This window comes from Pseudomonas sp. IAC-BECa141 (genome assembly GCF_020544405.1).
GTDB lineage: Bacteria > Pseudomonadota > Gammaproteobacteria > Pseudomonadales > Pseudomonadaceae > Aquipseudomonas.
Map to the genome: position 1 here is coordinate 2169073 of NZ_CP065410.1, position 21097 is coordinate 2190169.

16 protein-coding genes and 4 tRNA genes are annotated in these 21097 nt (G+C 61.1%); 17 read left to right on the top strand and 3 right to left on the bottom strand.

Going from position 1 to position 21097, the window contains the following annotated elements; genetic code table 11:
• Positions 1–30: 30 nt before the first annotated feature.
• The gene (locus tag I5961_RS09790; protein WP_227235072.1) at positions 31–1080 is read right to left on the bottom strand and encodes an HlyD family secretion protein; all 1050 of its coding nucleotides are present in this window, start codon (positions 1078–1080) and stop codon (positions 31–33) included.
• A 230-nt stretch (positions 1081–1310) separates the two neighbouring features.
• On the opposite strand from I5961_RS09790, the gene gltX reads away from it, so the two are divergent.
• The 10 genes from gltX to I5961_RS09840 all read left to right on the top strand — a co-directional run bounded on the left by gltX (position 1311) and on the right by I5961_RS09840 (position 7163).
• Positions 1311–2792, top strand: coding sequence for a glutamate--tRNA ligase (gltX, locus tag I5961_RS09795; RefSeq protein ID WP_085700163.1), 1482 nt, complete (start codon positions 1311–1313; stop codon positions 2790–2792).
• A 202-nt stretch (positions 2793–2994) separates the two neighbouring features.
• Positions 2995–3070 (top strand) — tRNA-Ala (locus tag I5961_RS09800).
• 79 nt (positions 3071–3149) lie between these two features.
• Positions 3150–3225, top strand: a tRNA-Glu gene (locus tag I5961_RS09805).
• A gap of 53 nt (positions 3226–3278) precedes the next feature.
• Positions 3279–3354 (top strand) — tRNA-Ala (locus tag I5961_RS09810).
• Between the two features lie 78 nt (positions 3355–3432).
• A tRNA-Glu gene (locus I5961_RS09815) sits at positions 3433–3508 on the top strand.
• Between the two features lie 183 nt (positions 3509–3691).
• Positions 3692–4231: a TetR/AcrR family transcriptional regulator gene (locus I5961_RS09820; RefSeq protein WP_011333341.1), complete on the top strand. Its 540-nt coding sequence runs from the start codon at positions 3692–3694 to the stop codon at positions 4229–4231.
• Between the two features lie 30 nt (positions 4232–4261).
• Entirely contained in the window at positions 4262–5095 is an 834-nt protein-coding gene (locus I5961_RS09825) for an alpha/beta fold hydrolase (RefSeq protein ID WP_227235074.1), read from the top strand.
• 47 nt (positions 5096–5142) lie between these two features.
• Positions 5143–5604, top strand: coding sequence for an acyl-CoA thioesterase (locus I5961_RS09830; RefSeq protein WP_127797473.1), 462 nt, complete (start codon positions 5143–5145; stop codon positions 5602–5604).
• 35 nt (positions 5605–5639) lie between these two features.
• Complete coding sequence (locus I5961_RS09835; protein ID WP_085703504.1) at positions 5640–6599, top strand: tRNA dihydrouridine synthase; 960 nt, start codon at positions 5640–5642, stop codon at positions 6597–6599.
• A gap of 120 nt (positions 6600–6719) precedes the next feature.
• On the top strand, positions 6720–7163 hold the full coding sequence (locus tag I5961_RS09840; RefSeq protein WP_065261390.1) for an Hsp20 family protein: 444 nt from the start codon (positions 6720–6722) through the stop codon (positions 7161–7163).
• Between the two features lie 46 nt (positions 7164–7209).
• Here the strand turns inward: I5961_RS09840 and I5961_RS09845 are convergent, their stop codons facing one another.
• Together I5961_RS09845 and I5961_RS09850 are read right to left on the bottom strand one after the other, a co-directional pair.
• The gene (locus I5961_RS09845) at positions 7210–10488 is read right to left on the bottom strand and encodes a PAS domain S-box protein (RefSeq protein ID WP_085703503.1); all 3279 of its coding nucleotides are present in this window, start codon (positions 10486–10488) and stop codon (positions 7210–7212) included.
• Between the two features lie 68 nt (positions 10489–10556).
• The gene (locus I5961_RS09850; protein WP_085701270.1) at positions 10557–11447 is read right to left on the bottom strand and encodes a LysR family transcriptional regulator; all 891 of its coding nucleotides are present in this window, start codon (positions 11445–11447) and stop codon (positions 10557–10559) included.
• A 140-nt stretch (positions 11448–11587) separates the two neighbouring features.
• Here I5961_RS09850 and leuC point away from each other — a divergent pair, with 140 nt between their 5' ends.
• From leuC to I5961_RS09885, 7 genes are all read left to right on the top strand, one after another.
• On the top strand, positions 11588–13006 hold the full coding sequence (leuC, locus tag I5961_RS09855; RefSeq protein WP_074687686.1) for a 3-isopropylmalate dehydratase large subunit: 1419 nt from the start codon (positions 11588–11590) through the stop codon (positions 13004–13006).
• Positions 13007–13016: 10 nt separating this feature from the next.
• Complete coding sequence (leuD, locus tag I5961_RS09860) at positions 13017–13661, top strand: 3-isopropylmalate dehydratase small subunit (RefSeq protein WP_085701269.1); 645 nt, start codon at positions 13017–13019, stop codon at positions 13659–13661.
• A gap of 136 nt (positions 13662–13797) precedes the next feature.
• Positions 13798–14562 (top strand): class I SAM-dependent methyltransferase, encoded by a 765-nt coding sequence (locus I5961_RS09865; protein ID WP_085701268.1) that lies wholly within the window; start codon positions 13798–13800, stop codon positions 14560–14562.
• A gap of 69 nt (positions 14563–14631) precedes the next feature.
• Positions 14632–15714, top strand: coding sequence for a 3-isopropylmalate dehydrogenase (gene leuB, locus I5961_RS09870; RefSeq protein WP_085701267.1), 1083 nt, complete (start codon positions 14632–14634; stop codon positions 15712–15714).
• Positions 15715–15780: 66 nt separating this feature from the next.
• The gene (asd, locus tag I5961_RS09875; RefSeq protein WP_011333354.1) at positions 15781–16893 is read left to right on the top strand and encodes an aspartate-semialdehyde dehydrogenase; all 1113 of its coding nucleotides are present in this window, start codon (positions 15781–15783) and stop codon (positions 16891–16893) included.
• A gap of 194 nt (positions 16894–17087) precedes the next feature.
• Positions 17088–18098, top strand: coding sequence for an aspartate-semialdehyde dehydrogenase (locus I5961_RS09880; protein WP_085701266.1), 1011 nt, complete (start codon positions 17088–17090; stop codon positions 18096–18098).
• 209 nt (positions 18099–18307) lie between these two features.
• Positions 18308–20950 (top strand): FimV/HubP family polar landmark protein, encoded by a 2643-nt coding sequence (locus tag I5961_RS09885; protein WP_227235076.1) that lies wholly within the window; start codon positions 18308–18310, stop codon positions 20948–20950.
• The last annotated feature ends 147 nt before the right edge of the window (positions 20951–21097 follow it).

The window sequence follows — 21097 nt, forward strand, 5'->3', positions numbered from 1 at the left end:
GTCGGTTCGCCGGCCGGGCGGATCAGTTGGTCACCGGCCATTGTCAGGGGCGTCTTTGATATTCACGGTTGCGGTGACCGACATGCCCGGACGGATTTTGCCGTGCAGCGGGTTATCGGCCTTGAAGGTCAACTTGACCGGAATCCGCTGCACGACCTTGGTGAAGTTGCCGGTGGCGTTGTCCGGCGGCAACAGGCTGAACTGCGCGCCGGAGGCCGCGAACAGGCTGTCCACCCGCGCTTCGATCGGCGTATCGCCGTAGGCATCGAAGATCAGCTCGGCCTTCTGTCCCGGCTGCATGTGGCCGATCTGGGTTTCCTTGAAGTTGGCCTGGACCCAGATGTCCTCGTCCGGAACGATCGACAAAAGATAGGCGCCGGCCTGCACAACTTGCCCATTGCGGGCGGCGCGCTGGCCGATCAGGCCGCTGATCGGTGCGTGGATTTCGCTGCGGGTCAGGTTCAGTTCGGCCTGGGCAAGGTCGGCGCGGGCGTTGGCGATCTGCGCGTCGAGGCGTTTGATTTCGGCGGTCAGTGCATTGACCTGCTGGCGCTGGCTCTGGGCATCGGCTTGCGCCTTGGCCACTTGCGAGCGGGCGATGTGGGCTTCGGCAGAAAGGGTGGTGACACGCTCCTCGGAAACGTAGCCGGGTTTGCGCAGGGTTTCTGCCCGCGACAAATCCACCTGCGAGCGGCCGAGTGTCGCCTGGGTGGTGGCCACTTGTGCGTCGCTGGCGGCGATCAGGCTGGCTTGCTGGGTCAGTTTGCTCTGGGCTTGCAGACGCTCGGCCTCGCGGGTGGCGAGGGCGGCGTTGGCCCGATCGACGGCAAGGCGAAAGTCATCGCCTTCGAGACGGATCAGCAATTGGCCTTTTTCCACGTGCTGATTGTCCTGCACCAGCACTTCGTCGATACGCGCGCTCAACTGGCTCGACACACGGGTGATTTCACCCTGGACATAGGCGTTGTCGGTGCTTTCATAAAAGCGGCCCTTGAAAAACCAATGGGCGAAAAAGCCCCCGGCAATCAACAGGACCAGCAACAGGAAAATGAACAGGCGACGCTTGAGTTGGGCAGGCATGGGCAAACTGTAGTCGAGGAATTGTAAGGAAAGTTATCAGCAGGCGAATCTGGCATACAGCCGATGAGCGGTAAATGCCGTCTGTTGATAATCGGCCATTCATCACGGCCAACGGGCGTTCCAGACGCAACCTTGGCTTAAATGCCCTGCCCGCTGGAGCGGGGCGGGTGTCGCCTGTTACCATTCGCCGCTTGATTGTTCTTTGCTTTTCATTCTTTTCGAGACATGCCATGACCACCGTCCGCACTCGCATCGCGCCATCGCCTACCGGGGATCCCCACGTAGGTACCGCTTACATCGCACTGTTCAACTACTGCTTTGCCAAGCAGCACGGCGGTGAGTTCATCCTGCGGATCGAAGACACCGATCAGTTGCGTTCGACCCGCGAGTCCGAACAGCAGATCTTCGACGCTCTGCGCTGGCTGGGTATCGACTGGAGTGAAGGCCCGGACGTCGGCGGCCCGCACGGCCCATACCGTCAGAGCGAGCGCGGCGACATCTATCAGAAGTACTGCCAGCAACTGGTCGACATGGGCCACGCCTTCCCGTGCTTCTGCACCGCCGAAGAGCTGGACCAGATGCGCGCCGAGCAAATGGCGCGCGGCGAAACCCCGCGTTACGACGGCCGTGCGCTGCTGCTGTCCAAGGAAGAAGTCGCCCGTCGCCTGGCTGCCGGCGAACCCCACGTGATCCGCATGAAAGTGCCGACCGAAGGCGTCTGCGTGGTGCCGGACATGCTGCGTGGCGACGTCGAGATCCCGTGGGATCGCATGGACATGCAGGTGCTGATGAAGACCGACGGCCTGCCGACGTACTTCCTGGCCAACGTGGTCGACGATCACCTGATGGGCATCACCCACGTGCTGCGCGGTGAAGAATGGCTGCCGTCGGCGCCGAAACTGATCCTGCTCTATGAATACTTCGGTTGGGAACAACCGCAGCTGTGCTACATGCCGCTGCTGCGTAACCCGGACAAGAGCAAGCTGTCCAAGCGCAAGAACCCGACCTCGGTGACGTTCTACGAGCGCATGGGCTTCATGCCGGAAGCGATGCTCAACTACCTGGGCCGCATGGGCTGGTCGATGCCGGACGAGCGCGAGAAGTTCTCGCTGCAGGAAATGGTCGACAACTTCGACCTCAAGCGTGTGTCGCTGGGCGGGCCGATTTTCGACATCGAGAAGCTGTCGTGGCTTAACGGCCAGTGGCTGCGTGATCTGCCGGTCGAAGAGTTCGCTGCTCGTGTACAGAAGTGGGCGTTCAATTCTGAATACATGATGAAGATCGCGCCGCACGTTCAGGGCCGTGTCGAAACTTTCAGCCAGGTTGCACCGCTGGCCGGATTCTTCTTCGCCGGTGGCGTGAATCCGGATGCCAAGCTGTTCGAGTCGAAAAAGCTCTCGGGTGATCAGGTTCGTCAACTGATGCAGTTGATCCTGTGGAAACTGGAAAGCCTGCGTCAGTGGGAGAAGGACAGCATCACCGCGACGATTCAGGCGGTGGTCGAATCCCTCGAGCTGAAGCTGCGTGATGCGATGCCGTTGATGTTTGCGGCGATCACCGGTCAGGCGAGCTCGGTGTCGGTGCTTGATGCGATGGAAATCCTCGGGCCGGACCTGACCCGTTTCCGTCTGCGCCAGGCGATTGACCTGCTGGGCGGCGTGTCGAAGAAAGAAAACAAAGAGTGGGAAAAGCTGTTGGGCGCCATCGCCTGATTGGGTTTGACTCTGCAGGATGCGCCGCAGGTCAGGATCTTTTGATCCCGTCCTTCGGCGTTTTCTCCCGAATTTATGGGGGGAGGGTGGTAAGTGATTGTTATGCCGACAAAAAATTTTGAAATTTTTCAAAAATAAGTTTGACAGCCTTTCGATACGCCCTTAAGATTCGCCCCGTCCTCAGCGATGACATCAACGATGAGGGGCTATAGCTCAGCTGGGAGAGCGCTTGCATGGCATGCAAGAGGTCGACGGTTCGATCCCGTCTAGCTCCACCAATTTACACTTCGAAGCCTGGCCACGCCGGCTTCGAAGCGATCAACACTCAGCGTTGATCAGTTGTATAGAAGGGTTTGCGTCCCCTTCGTCTAGTGGCCTAGGACACCGCCCTTTCACGGCGGTAACAGGGGTTCGAGTCCCCTAGGGGACGCCAGTTTTACAGAAGCGATGTTGCAAGATGTCGCTCCGCCGAGAGGCGAAAAATCCGGGGCTATAGCTCAGCTGGGAGAGCGCCTGCATGGCATGCAGGAGGTCAGCGGTTCGATCCCGCTTAGCTCCACCAATTTACAGTTCAAGGTCTGGCCACACCGGCCTTGAATCGATCAGTACTCAGCGCTGATCAGTTGTATAGAAGGTTTGTGTCCCCTTCGTCTAGTGGCCTAGGACACCGCCCTTTCACGGCGGTAACAGGGGTTCGAGTCCCCTAGGGGACGCCACGATTACCCGCTTTGCGGGATTTTATAAGGGTCATTCAATTATTGAATGGCCCTTTTGTTTGTCTGGCGTTTGGCCAAATCCTCTTTTTCCTTAACACTGTGCTTCAGACCAGCGGTCACTCGTGTGACTTGCGGAATATTATTATGAGAATAATATTGCTATCGTAATATTCGGAGGCGACGATGAACGACAAGAAAGCTCAAACCCGCGAACGCATTCTCAAGGCCGCCAGCGCTGCACTGATCCAGCGCGGCCCCGCTGAACCGAGCGTGGGCGAAGTGATGGGCGCTGCCGGCCTGACCGTCGGTGGCTTCTACGCACACTTCGAAAGCAAGGACGCAATGATGCTCGAGGCGTTCAAGCAATTGCTCGGTCGCCGTCGCGACCTGATTGCCGACATGGACAGCGAGCTGACCGGTGAAGAGCGCCGCGCCCTGGTGGCTGCGTTCTACCTGTCGCGCAAACATCGCGATTCCAGCGATTCGGCGTGCCCGATTCCGGCCTCCATTGGTGAGCTGGGCCGTCTGCCAGAAGCGTTCCGGATCGCATTGAACGAACACCTGGAATTGATGATTGCGCAGTTGGCCGCAACGCCGGAAGACACCGATAAAGCGTTGGCCGACGTGGCCTTGATGGTAGGTGGTCTGGCGCTCGCGAGGGCGTTGGGTCCTGGGGATTTATCCGATCGATTGCTGCGCGCTGCCAAGTCGGCGGTGCGTTGACCTGAAGGCTACAAGCCCGAGGAGAGAGCGATGAGCACGTTGAAGTGGGTTCGTGGCGTTAATGGCACCTTGGGCTGGTTCGCACCGAAACTGGTGGCGAGCAAAATGCGGCTGGCGTTCATGACGCCGCGCGCGAATGCGCCGCGGGACTGGGAATTGCCGCTGCTGGAGAAATCCGAGCGCATCACGTTGCGTTTCGGTCTCTCGGCCCTCCGTTGGGGGCAAGGCCCGACTGTCTTGCTGATGCACGGCTGGGAAGGGCGGCCCACCCAGTTTGCCGCATTGATCACGGCGCTGGTCGAAGCGGGTTACACCGTAGTCGCGCTGGATGGCCCGGCCCACGGCCGCTCGCCGGGGCGCGAAGCCAATATGGTGTTGTTCGCTCGTGCGATGCTTGAGGCCGCTGCAGAGTTGCCACCGTTGCAAGCGGTCATTGGCCACTCCATGGGCGGTGCCAGCGCCATGCTCGCCGTGCAATTGGGCTTGCGCACTGAAACCTTGGTGAGTATCGCCGCTCCGGCGCGAATCCTTGGTGTTTTGCGCGGATTCGCCCGTTACGTCGGCATGCCACCCAGAGCTCGTTCCGCGTTCATTCGTCAAGTCGAGCAGGACGTTGGCATGCGCGCAGCCACTCTCGATGTCGCCCACTATCAACTGGATATGCCAGGCCTGATCGTACATGCCGAGGACGACACGTTCGTCCCGGTCAAGGAATCCCGACTGATCCACGAATCCTGGTTCGACAGCCGCTTGCTGCGTCTGGAAACCGGCGGCCATCAGCGAGTGCTGGCCGACCCTCGGGTGATTGATGGTGTGTTATCACTGCTGGCCGGGCGAAGCCTTCAGGCGCGGCAATCGGCGTAGTCATCCGTTACACTGCCCCGGTTGAATAATCTGACCGGGAGTAGGGCATGGGCTGGGATCGGGCGACGCCGTTTACCATTGATCTGCAAGTGGGCGCCGAGGACATCGACGGGCTGGGCCACGCCAACAACGCGGTGTACGTGACCTGGCTCGAGCGCTGCGCCTGGCGCCACTCGCAGCGCCTGGGTCTGGATCTGGTCGAGTACCGGCGTCTGGATCGGGCAATGGCCGTTGTACGACACGAAATCGATTACCTGGCGGCCGCCTACGAAGGCGACGAGCTGCAACTGGCGACCTGGATCGTCGATTGGGATCAGCGCCTGAAAATGACCCGTCACTTCCAGCTGATTCGCCCCAGCGACAACGCCACGCTGCTGCGCGCCCAGACCACCTTCGTCTGCATTGAGCTGTCGACCGGCAAGCCCAAGCGCATGCCTGCCGAGTTCATCGAAGGCTACGGCCCGGCCATACAGACGGCGGACATGGGTTTAACCCGCGAAACCCAGTAAACTGCCGCACGTTTTTCCTTGAGTGTGTGTTTCCCATGCAAATTGCTCTGGCGCCGATGGAAGGGTTGGTCGACGACATCCTGCGCGATGTCCTGACCCGTGTCGGCGGTATTGACTGGTGTGTGACCGAGTTCATCCGGGTCAACGATCAGTTGCTGACCCCGGCCTATTTCCACAAGTTCGGCCCCGAACTGCTCAACGGTGCGCGCACGGCTTCCGGCGTGCCACTGCGCGTGCAGTTGCTGGGTTCCGATCCGGTGTGCCTGGCGGAAAACGCGGCACTGGCCTGCGAGTTGGGTTCTGAGGTGATCGACCTGAACTTCGGCTGCCCCGCCAAGACCGTCAACAAGTCCCGTGGCGGTGCGGTTCTGCTCAAGGAGCCGGAACTGCTCAACCAGATCGTCGAGCACGTCCGTCGCGCTGTCCCTGCGCACATTCCGGTCACTGCCAAGATGCGCCTGGGGTTCGACAGCCCGGATGGTTCGCTGGTATGCGCCACGGCGCTGGCCGAGGGCGGTGCCGAGCACATCGTGGTTCACGCCCGGACCAAGATGGACGGCTACAAACCGCCGGCTCACTGGGAGTGGATTCCGCGTGTGCAGGACGTGGTCAAGGTGCCGGTGTTTGCCAATGGCGACATCTGGAGCGTCGAAGACTGGCGTCGCTGCCGGGAAATCAGCGGTGTCGAAGACATCATGCTCGGTCGTGGCCTGGTGTCGCGTCCGGATCTGGCCCGTCAGATCGCCGCCGCCCGTGCCGGCGAGGAAGTCGTCGAGATGACCTGGGCCGAGCTGCTGCCGCTGATCCAGGACTTCTGGCTGCAAGCCAAGGCACAGATGACCGCGCGTCAATCGCCGGGCCGCCTGAAGCAATGGCTGGCGATGCTGACCCGCAATTACTCCGAAGCCACCGAGCTGTTTACCGTGCTTCGCCGCGAAACCGAACCGGATCAGGTCTCGCGTTTGCTGGGCTTGCCGGTCGCCGAAGCGGCCTGAAAAAAATCTTCAAATCGTCTCTTGAAAACAAAATGCAGGTCCCTATCTAAGGGTTACGCGATGCCGAATTCGGGTCGCGGAGACAAAAAACTTGCTGATTGTTTTCAGGAGATTTGAACCATGAGTACTGCATTTTCCCTCGCTCCACTGTTCCGTTCCTCGGTAGGTTTCGACCGTTTCAATGACCTGTTCGAAACCGCCCTGCGCAACGAGCCAGGCAGCAGCTATCCTCCTTACAACGTCGAAAAACACGGTGACGATCAATACCGCATCGTCGTGGCGGCGGCCGGTTTCCAGGAAGAAGACCTGGAACTGCAAGTCGAGAAAGGTGTGCTGACCATCAGTGGCGGCAAGCGTGACGCGAACGAAGGCGTCACTTTCCTGCACCAGGGCATCGCCCAACGTGCATTCAAGCTGTCCTTCCGCCTGGCCGATCACATCGAGATCAAGGCTGCCGACCTGCGTAACGGTCTGTTGAGCATTGACCTGCTGCGAGTGATCCCGGAAGAAGCGAAAGCCAAGCGCATCCCGATCAACGGGGCGGAGAAGCCGGTCCTGCAATAAGCCGACCGGGAAGAAGGGCGCCGAAAGGCGCCCTTTTTTGTGCCCGTCATTCCAGCAATCCTTTCAACCCCTCCAGCGGCAACGGCCGGCTGTGCAGATAACCCTGATACAAATGGCAACCCAGCCCCTGCAGGAAGGCCAGCTGTTCCGGGGTTTCCACGCCTTCGGCGATCACTTCCAGTTCCAGGCTGCGGGCCATGGCGACAATGGCGCGGATGATTTCGGCGTCGTTGGGGTCGCTGGTGGCGTCACGGATAAACGATTGATCGATCTTCAGCGTGTCCACCGGCAATCGCTTCAGGTAGGTCAGCGATGAATAGCCGGTGCCGAAATCGTCCATGGCAAAGCTCACGCCGAGTTTTTTCAGGCGACGCATTTTGCTGATGGTGTCTTCCAGGTTCTGGATGACGATGCCTTCGGTGATTTCCAGTTTCAGCAGTGAGCAGGGCAGGCCGTGGCTGCTCATGCTGTGCTCGATGCGCTCGACGAAGTCGTTCTGGCGGAACTGCCGGGGGCTGATGTTCACGCACAGGGTGAAGGCCAGAGGATCGATCAGCTGTTCGGCGATCAATTGCTTGAAGGCTTCGCACGCCTCGTCGAGGATCCAGGTGCCGACCTCCAGAATCAGCCCGCTGTCCTCCAGGACCTTGATGAATTCGGCGGGCGATTGCGCGCCGAGTTCCGGGTGGTTCCAGCGCACCAGGGCTTCAGCGCCGATGATGCGATTGTCCCGGGCGTCGATCTGCGGTTGGTAATGAACGTCGAATTCACCCCGGGACAGCGCCAGGCGCAGGTCGGTCTCCATGCGCAGCCGTTCGCTGGCCGCTTTCTGCATGGTGTTGTGGTACATCTGGGTGGTATTTCGTCCGGAATCCTTGGCGCGGTACAGCGCAATGTCGGCACGTTTGAGCAGATCGGTCGGCGTCGAGCCGTGATCGGGAATCAGCGCCACGCCGATGCTCGGCGTCACTTGCAGGCGCTGGCCGTCGAGGAACATCGGCTCCGACAGCAACTCGCGAATGGTGTCGGCCAGCTCGCGCACCTGGGCGCTGACTTCATTACGCGTGCCTTCCAGACCACTGAGCAACACCACGAATTCATCGCCACCGAGTCGCGCCACGGTGTCTTCCATGCGCACGCTGGCTTCAAGGCGCGCGGTGATGATTTTCAGCACCGTGTCGCCGACCGGGTGGCCGAGCGAATCGTTGATGTGCTTGAAGTGATCCAGATCGAGAAACAGCAGCGCGCCTCGCAGGTTGTGGCGCTTGAGCAGGGCGATCTGCTGGCTCAGTCGATCCATCAGCAGCGCGCGGTTGGGCAGGTTGGTCAGCGGATCGTGATAGGCCAGGTGGCGGATCTGCGCCTCGGCGTTCTTCAGCAGGCTGACATCCCGGGCCGTGAGCAACAGGCAGGCGGTTTCATTGAGGGTGATCGGTTCGACCGAGACTTCCACCGTCAGTATCTCGCCGCGCTTGTTGCGCCCGAGCATTTCCTGATGATGCACGCGGCCTTTGATCTGAAGTTCGGCGAGCAACGCCGAACGCTGTTTTTCCTCGGCCCAGATGCCGATCTGATACACGGTTTTACCCACCACTTCGTCGGCGCGGTAACCGGTCAGGCGGCAGAAACCGTCATTGACCTCAAGATAGCGCCCGGTGTCGCGTTCGGTGATGGTGATGGCGTCGGGGCTTGAGTGAAACGCCTTGGCGAATTTCTCTTCACTGGCCTTGAGTGCCGCTTCCGAGCGCTGTTGCTGAGTAATGTCGCGCAATGTGGTGACGATGCACGGCTGGTTGCCAACGCTGATCTGGCGGCTGGAAATCACGCAGGTCAGCGACTGGCCGTCCTTGTGCTGGACGATGATCGCGACATTGCTCAGGCCCTGTTCGCGGATCACCCGTTCGATGCGTTGCAGACTTTTCGCCGAGGCGTCCCACAGGCCGATTTCTTCGGCGGTATGGCCGATCACATCGCTGGCGCTCCAGCCGAAAGTCTGGGAAAAGCTGGAATTGATCTCGATGAATTCCCCGGTTTCCTGGCGCGTCACGCAGATCGGGTCGGGACTGACCTGGAACAGCGTGGCGAATTTCTCTTCCGAAGCCACCAGTCGTTGTTCGCGCTCGACCTGATCGGTAATGTCCAGCAGGGTGCCGGCCATCCGCAGCGGTACGCCGTTGTCGTCGCGATAGAGGCGGGCGCGGCTTTCCAGGTAGCGCGAGCTGCCATCCGGCAGTTGCACGCGGTAAGTCAGCTGATAATTGCCCGCCGGGCCTTCGCGCAGGCTGCGATAGGCGTCGCGCATGCTGTCGCGCTCTTCGCCGGGGACGCCCTCGAAGAATTCTTCGAACGATTCATGGAATGGTTTCGGCTCAAGACCGTGCAATTGCGCGGCCCGGGCCGAGCCGTAGAGCATGCCGCTGGGAATGTGCCAGTCCCAGGTGCCGAGCTGTGCCGAATCCAGCGCCAGGTCGAGGCGTTCCTGACTGTCCTTCAGGGCATGCTCGGCGGCCTTGCGTTCGGTGGTGTCGAGAAAGGTGCTAAGCAGGTACGGCTGGCCTTCGAGTTCGACCTTTTGCGCGCTGAGGATGCCGTCGTGGATCTGGCCGTTGCTGGCGCGGAACTGCACCTCCATGCTGATCAGTTCGCCCTTGGCCTTGGTCTTCTTGACCAGCTCCGCCCGTTGTTCGGGATGGACCCACAGGCCCAGCTCCAGGGTGGTGCGACCGATGGCGCTCTGCACCGGCCAGCCGAACAAGCTTTCGAAATACTGGTTGGCCTCGCTGATCAGGCCGTCTTCCTGACGGGTCAGCAGCACCATGTTCGGGCACAGGTGAAACAGCGTGGCGAAACGTTTTTCAGAGCTGCTGAGCGCCTGTTCCCGTTGCCGCTGGTGGGTGATTTCGCGGATGACCCCGATCATTCGGGGCCGGCCGTGTTTGTCCGGCAGCAGGCTGCCGTTGATCTCCAGCCAGTGCAGGCTGCCGTCGGGCCAGCGGATGCGGTGGTGCATCGCCTGTTCCAGCGGCGCGCCGGCGATGACCGCGTGGAAGGCGCGAATGGTTTTCGCCCGGTCTTCCGGTGGCAACAAGTCGAGGTATTCCAGGTCTTCGGGCAGCGGTTGCCGCGGGTCGAAGCCGAACAGGGCCTGAGTGCCGCGCGACCAACTGATCTGCCCGCGCTCGATATCCCAATACCAGGCACCAAGCCGAGCGCCGTTGAGCGCCGCGAGCAATTGCGGCGCGCTCTCCCAGCTCTGCTCGGAACGCCGTGGGTCAATGGCCTGAATACGCGGCATCGGCGGAATACGGTCAACAGATTTCGGCATTGTTAAGGGGCCTTGAGCTGATGTGGGCGTTTGGCACAGGGACGGCAGCTCTATAGGAGTAGCACAAGTTAGCCGAGAGTCCCTGGCAGATCGATTTGAGCGTCCAGCAGGGCCATAAATGCCCGTGCAGCATTCGACAGCGTCCTTTCAGTGTGCAGGATATAGCCTAGCTGGCGACGAAGCTGTATGCCCGGTAAAGGTATGCGCGCCACCTGTTCATCGAGCATCGTGCGCGGCAAAACGCTCCACGCCAGACCGATCGACACCATCATCTTGATGGTTTCCAGGTAGTTGGTGCTCATCGCGATGTTCGGCGTCAGGCCCTGAGCCTCGAACAGCCGTTGGACAATATGGTGGGTGAAGGTGTTGCCGCCGGGGAAAACGGCCGGATGACCGGCAATGTCCGCCAATGTGACGGCGCCGTTGCTGATCAATGAATGTTCGGGGGCGACCACGAAATCCAGCGGGTCATCCCAGACCGGCGTGGCCTTGACCAGCGTATGTGGTTCCGGCGCGAGCGTGATGACCGCCAGTTCCGCCCGGCCGTGAAGAATCTCTTCGTAGGCCACTTCCGAATCGAGGAACTGAATATCCAGCGCAACCTGTGGGTAGCGGCGAGTGTATTCCCTTAATAAGGGCGGTAAGCGGTGCAGACCGATGTGGTGACTGGTGGCCAGGGTCAGGCGGCCCGTGACTTCGCCGGTCAGGTTGGTCAGGGCGCGGCGGGTGTCATCGAGCACGTTGAGAATCTGATAAGCCCGTGGCAGCAAGGCGCGGCCGGCCTCGGTCAGGCCCACTTCACGACCGAGCCGGTCGAACAGTCGCACATTCAATTGCTGTTCCAGCCCGGCGATGCGTTTGCTGATGGCCGGTTGCGTCAGGTGCAGGCGTTCACCGGCGCCGGAGAAGCTTCCGGTTTCGGCAATCGCGATAAAAGCATTGAGGTTGGCCAGGTCCATGTTTGTATTCCAGCTGGTTATCCAAAGCATAAAAAATATGAATTTGAGTTATTTAATCTAACGCCATAGGATCGGCCTCACAAGCCAAAGGGTTATTGATAAGCCCAGGGCATAGAAACAAGCTGATGAGGAACCGTCTGATGGCCGGCAAAACGCTCTACGACAAGCTCTGGGATTCGCATTTGGTCAAGCAGCGCGACGATGGCTCGGCGCTGATCTATATCGATCGTCACATCATTCACGAAGTGACCTCGCCGCAGGCCTTCGAAGGTCTGCGTCTGGCCGGGCGCAAGCCGTGGCGCATCGATGCCAACATCGCCACCCCGGACCACAACGTACCGACCACCCCGGAGCGCAAGGGCGGCATCGAAGCCATTGCCGACCAGGTCTCGCGTTTGCAGGTTCAGACCCTCGATGACAACTGCGATGAATACGGCATCGTCGAGTTCAAGATGAATGACGTGCGCCAGGGCATCGTTCACGTGATCAGCCCGGAGCAGGGCGCGACCTTGCCGGGCATGACCGTGGTCTGCGGCGACTCGCACACCTCGACTCACGGCGCGTTCGGCGCCCTGGCTCACGGGATCGGCACTTCCGAGGTCGAGCACGTACTCGCCACCCAGTGCCTGGTCGCCAAGAAAATGAAAAACATGCTGGTGCGCGTCGAAGGCCAGTTGCCGTTCGGCGTGACCGCCAAGGACATCGTCCTCGCCGTCATTGGCAAGATCGGCACCGCTGGCGGTAACGGCCATGCCATCGAGTTCGCCGGCAGCGCGATCCGCGATCTGTCGATCGAAGGCCGCATGACCATCTGCAACATGTCCATCGAAGCCGGCGCCCGCGTGGGTCTGGTAGCGGCGGACCAGAAGACGGTGGATTACGTCAAGGGTCGCCCATTCGCTCCGAAAGGCGCCGAGTGGGATCTGGCGGTCGAGTCCTGGAAAGATCTGGTGTCCGACGCCGACGCGCATTTTGACACCGTGGTCGAGCTCGACGCCGCGCAGATCAAGCCGCAGGTCAGCTGGGGCACTTCGCCGGAAATGGTCTTGGCCGTTGATCAGAACGTGCCGGACCCGGCCAAGGAAATGGATCTGGTCAAACGCGACTCGATCGTCCGCGCCTTGAAATATATGGGTCTGACCGCCAATCAGGCGATCACCGACATTCAGCTCGATCGCGTATTCATCGGCTCCTGCACCAACTCGCGCATCGAAGATTTGCGCGCTGCCGCGGTGATCGCCAAGGGCCGCAAAGTTGCGTCGACCATCAAACAGGCCATCGTGGTGCCGGGTTCGGGTCTGGTGAAGGCACAGGCTGAAGCCGAAGGTCTGGACAAGATTTTCCTGGAAGCCGGTTTCGAGTGGCGCGAGCCGGGTTGCTCGATGTGCCTGGCGATGAACCCGGACCGTTTGGAGTCCGGCGAGCACTGTGCGTCGACCTCCAACCGTAACTTCGAAGGCCGTCAGGGCGCCGGTGGCCGTACCCACCTCGTCAGCCCGGCCATGGCCGCTGCGGCGGCGGTGAACGGTCGTTTCATCGACGTTCGTGAATTGATCTGAGGAGCGCAGCATGAAAGCTTTTACCCAGCACACCGGCCTTGTCGCACCTCTGGATCGTGCCAACGTCGACACCGACCAGATCATCCCGAAGCAGTTCTTGAAATCGATCAAGCGCACCGGCTTCGGCCCGAACCTGTTCGACGAGTGGCGTTACCTCGATGTGGGTCAGCCGTATCAGGACAACTCCAAGCGCCCGCTGAACAAGGAATTCGTGCTCAACGCCGAGCGTTATCAAGGCGCCAGCGTGTTGCTGGCCCGCGAGAACTTCGGTTGCGGTTCCAGCCGTGAGCACGCGCCGTGGGCGCTGGAAGAATACGGGTTCCGCAGCATCATCGCGCCGAGCTACGCCGACATCTTCTTCAACAACAGCTTCAAGAACGGTTTGCTGCCGATCATCCTGAGCGACGCAGAGGTCGACGAGCTGTTCAAGCAGGTCGAGGCCGAGCCGGGCTATCAGTTGCAGATCGATCTGCAAGAGCAGACCGTGACCAGCCCGAACGGCAAGGTCTATCGCTTCGAGATCGATGCCTTCCGCAAACACTGCCTGCTCAATGGCCTGGACGACATCGGCCTGACCCTGCAGGACGGCGATGCGATTGCCGCGTTTGAAGCCCGGCATCGCGCGAGCCAGCCGTGGTTGTTCCGCGACGCGTGATTGATTCGAGATGATGTAGTCAGGGCTGGACCCTTCGCGGGCAAGCCCGCTCCCACATTTGAAGTGCATTCCCCTGTGGGAGCGAGCTTGCTCGCGAAAAGGGCAGTTCAAACAACATAGAAATCAGGATGTGACCATGACCAGCACCGCCCACAGTCAGGTTGTACAAAAGCAATTCGGTGAGCAGGCCGCCGCCTACCTGAGCAGCGCCGTTCACGCTCAAGGCACTGAATTTGCGCTGCTGCAGGCTGAGCTGGCGGGGCAGGGCGAGGCGCGGGTGCTGGATCTGGGTTGCGGCGCCGGGCACGTGAGTTTTCACGTTGCTCCGTTGGTGAAGGAAGTGGTCGCGTACGACCTGTCGCAGCAGATGCTCGACGTGGTCGCCGCCGCTGCCGTTGATCGCGGATTGAGCAACGTGTCCACGGTCAACGGCGCCGCCGAGCGTCTGCCGTTTGCCGATGGCGAATTCGACTTCGTGTTCAGCCGCTATTCGGCGCACCACTGGAGCGACCTCGGCGTGGCCTTGCGCGAAGTGCGTCGGGTGCTGAAGCCGGGCGGCGTGGCGGCATTCATTGATGTGCTGTCGCCGGGCAGTCCGCTGTTCGACACCTATCTGCAGAGCGTCGAAGTGCTGCGCGACACCAGTCATGTGCGCGATTATTCGGCCGGTGAGTGGTTGCGCCAGGTCAGCGAGGCCGGTCTGCACACACGCAGCACCACGCGTCAGCGCCTGCGTCTGGAGTACAGCAGCTGGGTCGAGCGCATGCGCACGCCAGAAGTGATGCGCGCCGCGATCCGCCAGTTGCAGCAATCGATGGGCAACGAAGTGCGCGAATATTTTGAGATTGAGGCCGATGGATCGTTCAGTACAGATGTACTGGTGCTCTGGGCCGAGAAATAAACTTAGAACGACAAGCATTTTTCCGGGCGCGCCAGTCGATGGGGCACCGATTGAAGACACGAGGAAAGCATGAGCAAGCAGATTCTGATTCTCCCAGGCGACGGTATTGGTCCGGAAATCATGGCCGAAGCGGTCAAGGTGCTGGAGCTGGCCAACGACAAGTACAGCCTGGGTTTCGAGCTGAGCCATGACGTGATCGGTGGCGCCGCCATCGACAAGCACGGCGTGCCGCTGGCCGACGAAACGCTCGATCGCGCTCGCGCTGCCGATGCCGTGCTGCTGGGCGCCGTGGGCGGCCCGAAATGGGACACCATCGAGCGTGACATCCGCCCTGAGCGCGGCCTGCTGAAAATCCGTGCGCAACTGGGCCTGTTCGGCAACCTGCGTCCGGCGATCCTTTACCCGCAACTGGCTGACGCTTCGAGCCTGAAACCGGAAATCGTTTCCGGCCTGGACATCCTGATCGTCCGTGAGCTGACCGGCGGCATCTATTTCGGTGCGCCGCGCGGCACTCGTACCCTGGAAAACGGCGAGCGCCAGTCCTACGACACGCTGCCGTACAGCGAAAGCGAAATCCGCCGCATCGCCCGTGTCGGTTTCGACATGGCCATGGTCCGCGGCAAGAAGCTGTGCTCGGTGGACAAGGCCAACGTGCTGGCGTCTAGCCAGTTGTGGCGTGAAGTGGTCGAGCAGGTGGCCAAGGATTACCCTGAAGTCGAACTGAGTCACATGTACGTCGACAACGCTGCCATGCAACTGGTGCGGGCACCGAAGCAGTTCGACGTGATCGTCACCGACAACATGTTCGGCGACATTCTGTCCGACGAAGCGTCGATGCTCACCGGCTCCATCGGCATGCTGCCGTCGGCCTCGCTGGATGCCAACAACAAGGGCATGTACGAGCCTTGCCACGGTTCGGCACCGGACATCGCCGGCCAAGGCATCGCCAACCCGCTGGCGACCATCCTGTCGGTGTCGATGATGCTGCGTTACAGCTTCAATCTGCACGAAGCGGCGGATGCCATCGAGAAAGCGGTCAGCGTGGTGCTGGATCAAGGCCTGCGCACCGGCGACATCTTTTCGACCGGTTGCACTAAAGTCGGTACGCAGGAAATGGGTGACGCAGTAGTCGCCGCGCTGCGGAATCTGTAATCTCTCGGGCCCGCTGCGAAATTCAATACAAAGCAGCGGCCCACTTTTCAAGAAGGTGTAGTTGCGATGAAACGTGTAGGTCTGATCGGTTGGCGCGGCATGGTCGGTTCCGTGCTCATGCAGCGGATGCTGGAAGAGCAGGATTTCGATCTTATCGAGCCGGTGTTTTTCACCACTTCCAATGTCGGTGGCCAAGGCCCGTCCGTGGGCAAGGACATTGCTCCGCTCAAGGACGCTTACAGCATTGAAGAGCTGAAGACCCTCGACGTGATCCTGACCTGCCAGGGCGGCGACTACACCAGCGAAGTATTCCCCAAGCTGCGCGAAGCCGGCTGGCAGGGTTACTGGATCGACGCGGCCTCGAGCCTGCGGATGAACGACGACGCCGTCATCATCCTCGACCCGGTCAACCGCAAGGTCATCGACCAGCAACTCGACGCGGGCACCAAGAACTACATCGGCGGCAACTGCACCGTCAGCCTGATGCTGATGGGCCTGGGCGGCCTGTTCGAGGCCGGTCTGGTCGAGTGGATGAGCGCCATGACCTATCAGGCGGCCTCGGGTGCCGGCGCGCAGAACATGCGTGAACTGATCAAGCAGATGGGCGCGACCCACGCCGCTGTCGCCGATCAACTGGCCGATCCGGCCAGCGCGATTCTCGACATCGACCGTCGTGTGGCCGAAGCCATGCGCAGCGACGCTTACCCGACCGAAAACTTCGGCGTACCGCTGGCCGGCAGCCTGATCCCGTGGATCGACAAGGAATTGCCGAACGGCCAGAGCCGCGAAGAGTGGAAGGCCCAGGCCGAGACCAACAAGATCCTCGGTCGCTTCAAGAGCCCGATCCCGGTCGACGGTATCTGCGTGCGCATCGGCGCCATGCGCTGCCACAGCCAGGCGCTGACCATCAAACTGAACAAAGACGTGCCGATCGCCGACATCGAAGGGCTGATCAGCCAGCACAACCCTTGGGTCAAGCTGGTGCCGAACAACCGTGAAATCAGCATGCAGGAGCTGAGCCCGACGAAAGTCACCGGCACCCTGAACGTACCGGTCGGTCGTCTGCGCAAGCTGAACATGGGTTCGCAGTTCGTTGGCGCGTTCACCGTCGGCGACCAGTTGCTGTGGGGCGCTGCCGAGCCGCTGCGTCGCATGCTGCGGATCCTGCTGGAGCGTTGATCGCTTGACGCAATGAAAGAACCCGCGCCTTGCAAGAGGCGCGGGTTTTTTTGTACCTGTTGATCGTTCCCACGCTCTGTGTGGGAAATGCAGCCATGGACGCTCCGCGTCCGCTCTTCGCGGCGGGCGCGAATTGCCTGTGTGCGACTCACCCGGTAAAGTGCCGCTCCCCCCGTTTCGCCAGAGGTAGCAACATGACCCAGACCCTTGATATTGCCGTGATCGGCGCCACCGGTACTGTCGGCGAAACGCTTGTGCAGATTCTCGAAGAGCGCGACTTCCCGGTTGGCACACTGCATCTGTTGGCCAGCAGCGAATCGGCTGGCAGCTCAGTGTCGTATCGTGGCAAGAACGTGCGGGTGCGTGAGGTCGATGAGTTCGACTTCGCCAAGGTCAAACTGGTTTTCTTTACCGCGGGGCCTGCGGTCACCCTGAGTTACGCGGCTCGCGCTCATGCCGCGGGTTGTTCACTGATCGATCTGTCCGGTGCCTTGCCGGCCGACCAGGCCCCGCAAGTGGTGCCGGAAGCCAATGTCGAGGTGTTGGCCGGTCTGAAAGCGCCGTTTCAGGTCAGCAGCCCGAGCCCGTCGGCCACTGCGCTGGCCGTGGTGCTGGCGCCATTGCGCGAGCTGATCGAGCTGCAATACGTGCATGTCACCGCCAGTCTGGCCATTTCCGCTCAGGGGCGCGAAGCAGTCTCCGAGCTGGCGCGCCAGACCGCTGAACTGTTGAATCTGCGTCCGCTGGAGCCGAAATTCTTTGATCGGCAGGTGGCATTCAACGTACTGGCCCAGGTCGGTACGCCGGATGCGCAAGGCCATACGCTGCTGGAAAAGCGCCTGGTCCGCGAACTGCGTCAGGTGCTGGCGCAGCCTTCTTTAAAGATTTCCGCGACTTGCATTCAAGCCCCGGTGTTTTTTGGCGATAGCTTTAGCGTGACCTTGCAGTCAGCGAGCGCGGTCGACCTGGAAAAGGTCAATGCTGCGCTTGAAGATGCCGAGGGTATCGAGCTGGTCGAGGCCGGCGATTATCCGACTGCTGTCGGTGATGCGGTCGGGCAGGACGTGGTCTATGTCGGGCGGGTGCGCGCCGGTGTCGACGAGCCGTCGGAACTTAATCTGTGGCTGACGTCAGATAACGTACGCAAGGGTGCGGCCCTCAACGCCGTGCAGGTCGCCGAGTTGTTGATAAAAGACCTGCTGTAAAAGATACTTGGCAACAATTTGTCGACTGATTCTAGGCGAGCGCTATGCTTGCCCCGAGCACTCGATGACGTGTCACCCTCCGGGACTTTCCGGGGCATCAAAGAAATGATCGCGCGCGGCATGCTGTCGTCGTCGCGCGCAATGCCTTACGGCAGCGACAATCAACATCTTCTCGCTGGCCGAGGAACGTTCAAACAAAGGAAGAGGCTATGGTTCAAGTTCGCAAACTGGTGTTAGCAATAGCGGCCGCCTCGGCGCTGTCCTCCGGTATGGCGCATGCCCTCGGGCTCGGGGAGCTGACCCTGAAGTCGACCCTGAACCAGCCGCTGGTGGCGGAAATCGAGCTGCTCGATGTCAAGGATCTGACCGCTGCCGAAGTGGTGCCGAGCCTGGCCTCGCCGGAAGATTTTGCCAAGGCCGGCGTCGATCGCCAGGCCTTCCTCAATGATCTGACCTTCACCCCGGTGCTCAACGCCAGCGGCAAAAGCGTGCTGCGCGTAACATCGAGCAAGCCGCTGTCGGAACCGATGGTGAAATTCCTCGTGCAGGTGATGTGGCCAAACGGCCGTCTGCTGCGTGACTACAGCGTCCTGCTGGATCCGTCGAAGTTCTCGCCGCAGACCGCTGATGCTGCCGCTCAACCAGCGCCAGCGCAAACCATCACCGCACCGACCACCGGTGCCACGCATTCGACCCACACCACCACGCCGCGCGACACCCTGTGGGAAATCGCCGCCAAGGCGCGCACCGGCGGTTCGGTGCAGCAGACCATGCTGGCGATCCAGGCCCTGAATCCGGACGCGTTCATCGACGGCAACATCAACCGCCTGAAAACCGGCCAGGTGCTGCGTCTGCCGGATCAGGTGCAAAGCACTGCGCTACCGCAATCCAAGGCCATTGCCGAAGTGGCCGCGCAGAACGAAGCCTGGCGTCAGGGCCGTCGTTATGCGGCCAGACCGGGCACCGGTCAGCAGCAGCTCGATGCGACCAATCGTGGGCGCGCCAATACCGGCGCTGCGCAAAACACCAAGGACAACCTGAGCCTGGTGTCCGCCGAAAGCGCCAAGGCGCGTGGCAAGGGGCCGGCCGGCGATGCCAAGGCTCTGAGCAACAAACTGGCGGTGACCCAGGAAAGTCTCGACACCACCCGTCGCGACAACGAAGAACTGAAAAGCCGCATGGCCGATCTGCAAAGTCAGTTGGACAAGCTGCAGCGCCTGATCGAGCTGAAGAACAGTCAACTGGCGAAAATGCAGGCCGAAGGCTCGGGTGCTGCCCCAGCCGGCGCTGCCACTGCGCCAGTGGTGCCGGCGATCACCGCGGAACTGGCTGCCACGCCGCCGGCAACTCCGGCAGAGGCTGCTCCGGCCGCGCCTGTGCCTGAGGCTGCTCCTCCGGCCCCGGTCGAGCCGGTTGTCGAGCCTGTGGTTGAAACCACGCCCGCCGCCGATGACGAGAAGAACTTCAATGAACTGCTGACCAATCCGATCCTGCTGGGTCTGGTTGGTGGCGGTGCAGTGGTTCTGCTGCTCCTGCTGTTGCTGCTGGCGCGTCGCCGCAAGGCGCAACAGGAAGCCGAAAAGCACTTGCGTATGGCCCGTGCTCTGGAGGAGCAATCCTTCTCCCAGGACCTCGACCTGCCGGAAAGCAGCTTCGAAGGTCTGGAAGTACCAGCCGCCAGCGTCAAGCTGACCCCGGCTCCGGCTCCGGCTCCGGCACCTGCTGCCGCTGCCGTGGTTGCTCCGGTGGTAATGGCCGAGCCGATCGCCGCGCCGTTGGTGGCGCCGGCTGCCGAGCGTTCCGACGACGTGCTGGACAAGGCGCAGTCGCACATCGACGGCGGTCGTCTGAACCAGGCCGCCGCGTTGCTGGAGGAGGGCGTGAGCCTGGAGCCGCAGCGCAGCGATCTGCGTCTGAAACTGATGGAGGTTTACGGTCGCCAGGGTGATCGCGATGCCTTCGTCGGTCAGGAGCGCCAACTGGTTGCCAATGGCGACAACTTCGCCAAGGTCGAAGAGCTGAAAAGCCGCTTCCCGGCCATGGCGGTCGTCGCGGCCAGCGGCCTGGCAGCAGCGGCCATTGCTGCCGAGCTGGACGCGGAATACGTCAAGGAGCTGTTGCTCGATGAGCCTGAAGCGCCTGCTGCGGCAGATAACGAACTGGACAGCGCTTTCGACCTGAGCCTCGACGATCTCGACAACATCACGCCGGTAGAACCTGTGGCTGCTGTCGAGCCTGACGCGCCGGTCGAGCTGGACGCATTCCCGACTGACGACGATCTGAGCTTCGAGTCGGTTCTGCAACAGCAGGCCGACATCAAGGAAAACCTCGACGACCTGTCGGACTTCGACCTGGATCTGGACCTCGGTGCCGATCCTGCGCCTACGCCGGTCGAGCTGGCGGACGATGATTTCCTGCTGGATCTGGACGAAGGCGTGAAGGATCTGCCGCTGGTCGACACCCCGGCCGTGGCCGACGTGCCGCAGGACGATCTGGAACTGCCAGCCGATTTCGACCTGTCTCTGGCTGACGAAATGGACGCGGCGCCTGCCGAGCCGGATGCGTTCGCCGCCGAACTGGACGACGTCAACGCCGAGCTGGATCGCCTGTCGAGTAGCATCAACGAGCCAAGCTTCACCGAAGCTGATGCCGCGTTGGGCGATGATCTGGGTGAGGATGACTTCGACTTCCTGTCCGGCACCGACGAAGCCGCTACCAAACTCGATCTGGCTCAGGCCTACATCGACATGGGCGACAACGACGGTGCACGGGATATCCTCAATGAAGTCATCAGCGAGGGGAACGACAAGCAGAAGAGCGAAGCGAGCGAAATGCTCTCGCATCTGGCCTGAGTCGGCATTCAGCACTAAACAAAACGGCAGCCCATGAGGTTGCCGTTTTTGTTTGGGTCTGGTTTCCCCGTCCCGCCGCCTTATAATGCCCGCCTTTGTAGATCAGCAGGCTGTACCGACTTGGCAAACATAGATAACCCGGCCGCC

Excerpts from the sequence above, each read along its gene's own strand:
- I5961_RS09790 (WP_227235072.1), bottom strand. The coding sequence starts at position 1,080 with ATGCCTGCCCAACTCAAGCGTCGCCTGTTCATTTTCCTGTTGCTGGTC.
- gltX (WP_085700163.1), top strand. The coding sequence starts at position 1,311 with ATGACCACCGTCCGCACTCGCATCGCGCCATCGCCTACCGGGGATCCC.
- I5961_RS09820 (WP_011333341.1), top strand. The coding sequence starts at position 3,692 with ATGAACGACAAGAAAGCTCAAACCCGCGAACGCATTCTCAAGGCCGCC.
- I5961_RS09825 (WP_227235074.1), top strand. The coding sequence starts at position 4,262 with ATGAGCACGTTGAAGTGGGTTCGTGGCGTTAATGGCACCTTGGGCTGG.
- I5961_RS09830 (WP_127797473.1), top strand. The coding sequence starts at position 5,143 with ATGGGCTGGGATCGGGCGACGCCGTTTACCATTGATCTGCAAGTGGGC.
- I5961_RS09835 (WP_085703504.1), top strand. The coding sequence starts at position 5,640 with ATGCAAATTGCTCTGGCGCCGATGGAAGGGTTGGTCGACGACATCCTG.
- I5961_RS09840 (WP_065261390.1), top strand. The coding sequence starts at position 6,720 with ATGAGTACTGCATTTTCCCTCGCTCCACTGTTCCGTTCCTCGGTAGGT.
- I5961_RS09845 (WP_085703503.1), bottom strand. The coding sequence starts at position 10,488 with ATGCCGAAATCTGTTGACCGTATTCCGCCGATGCCGCGTATTCAGGCC.
- I5961_RS09850 (WP_085701270.1), bottom strand. The coding sequence starts at position 11,447 with ATGGACCTGGCCAACCTCAATGCTTTTATCGCGATTGCCGAAACCGGA.
- leuC (WP_074687686.1), top strand. The coding sequence starts at position 11,588 with ATGGCCGGCAAAACGCTCTACGACAAGCTCTGGGATTCGCATTTGGTC.
- leuD (WP_085701269.1), top strand. The coding sequence starts at position 13,017 with ATGAAAGCTTTTACCCAGCACACCGGCCTTGTCGCACCTCTGGATCGT.
- I5961_RS09865 (WP_085701268.1), top strand. The coding sequence starts at position 13,798 with ATGACCAGCACCGCCCACAGTCAGGTTGTACAAAAGCAATTCGGTGAG.
- leuB (WP_085701267.1), top strand. The coding sequence starts at position 14,632 with ATGAGCAAGCAGATTCTGATTCTCCCAGGCGACGGTATTGGTCCGGAA.
- asd (WP_011333354.1), top strand. The coding sequence starts at position 15,781 with ATGAAACGTGTAGGTCTGATCGGTTGGCGCGGCATGGTCGGTTCCGTG.
- I5961_RS09880 (WP_085701266.1), top strand. The coding sequence starts at position 17,088 with ATGACCCAGACCCTTGATATTGCCGTGATCGGCGCCACCGGTACTGTC.
- I5961_RS09885 (WP_227235076.1), top strand. The coding sequence starts at position 18,308 with ATGGTTCAAGTTCGCAAACTGGTGTTAGCAATAGCGGCCGCCTCGGCG.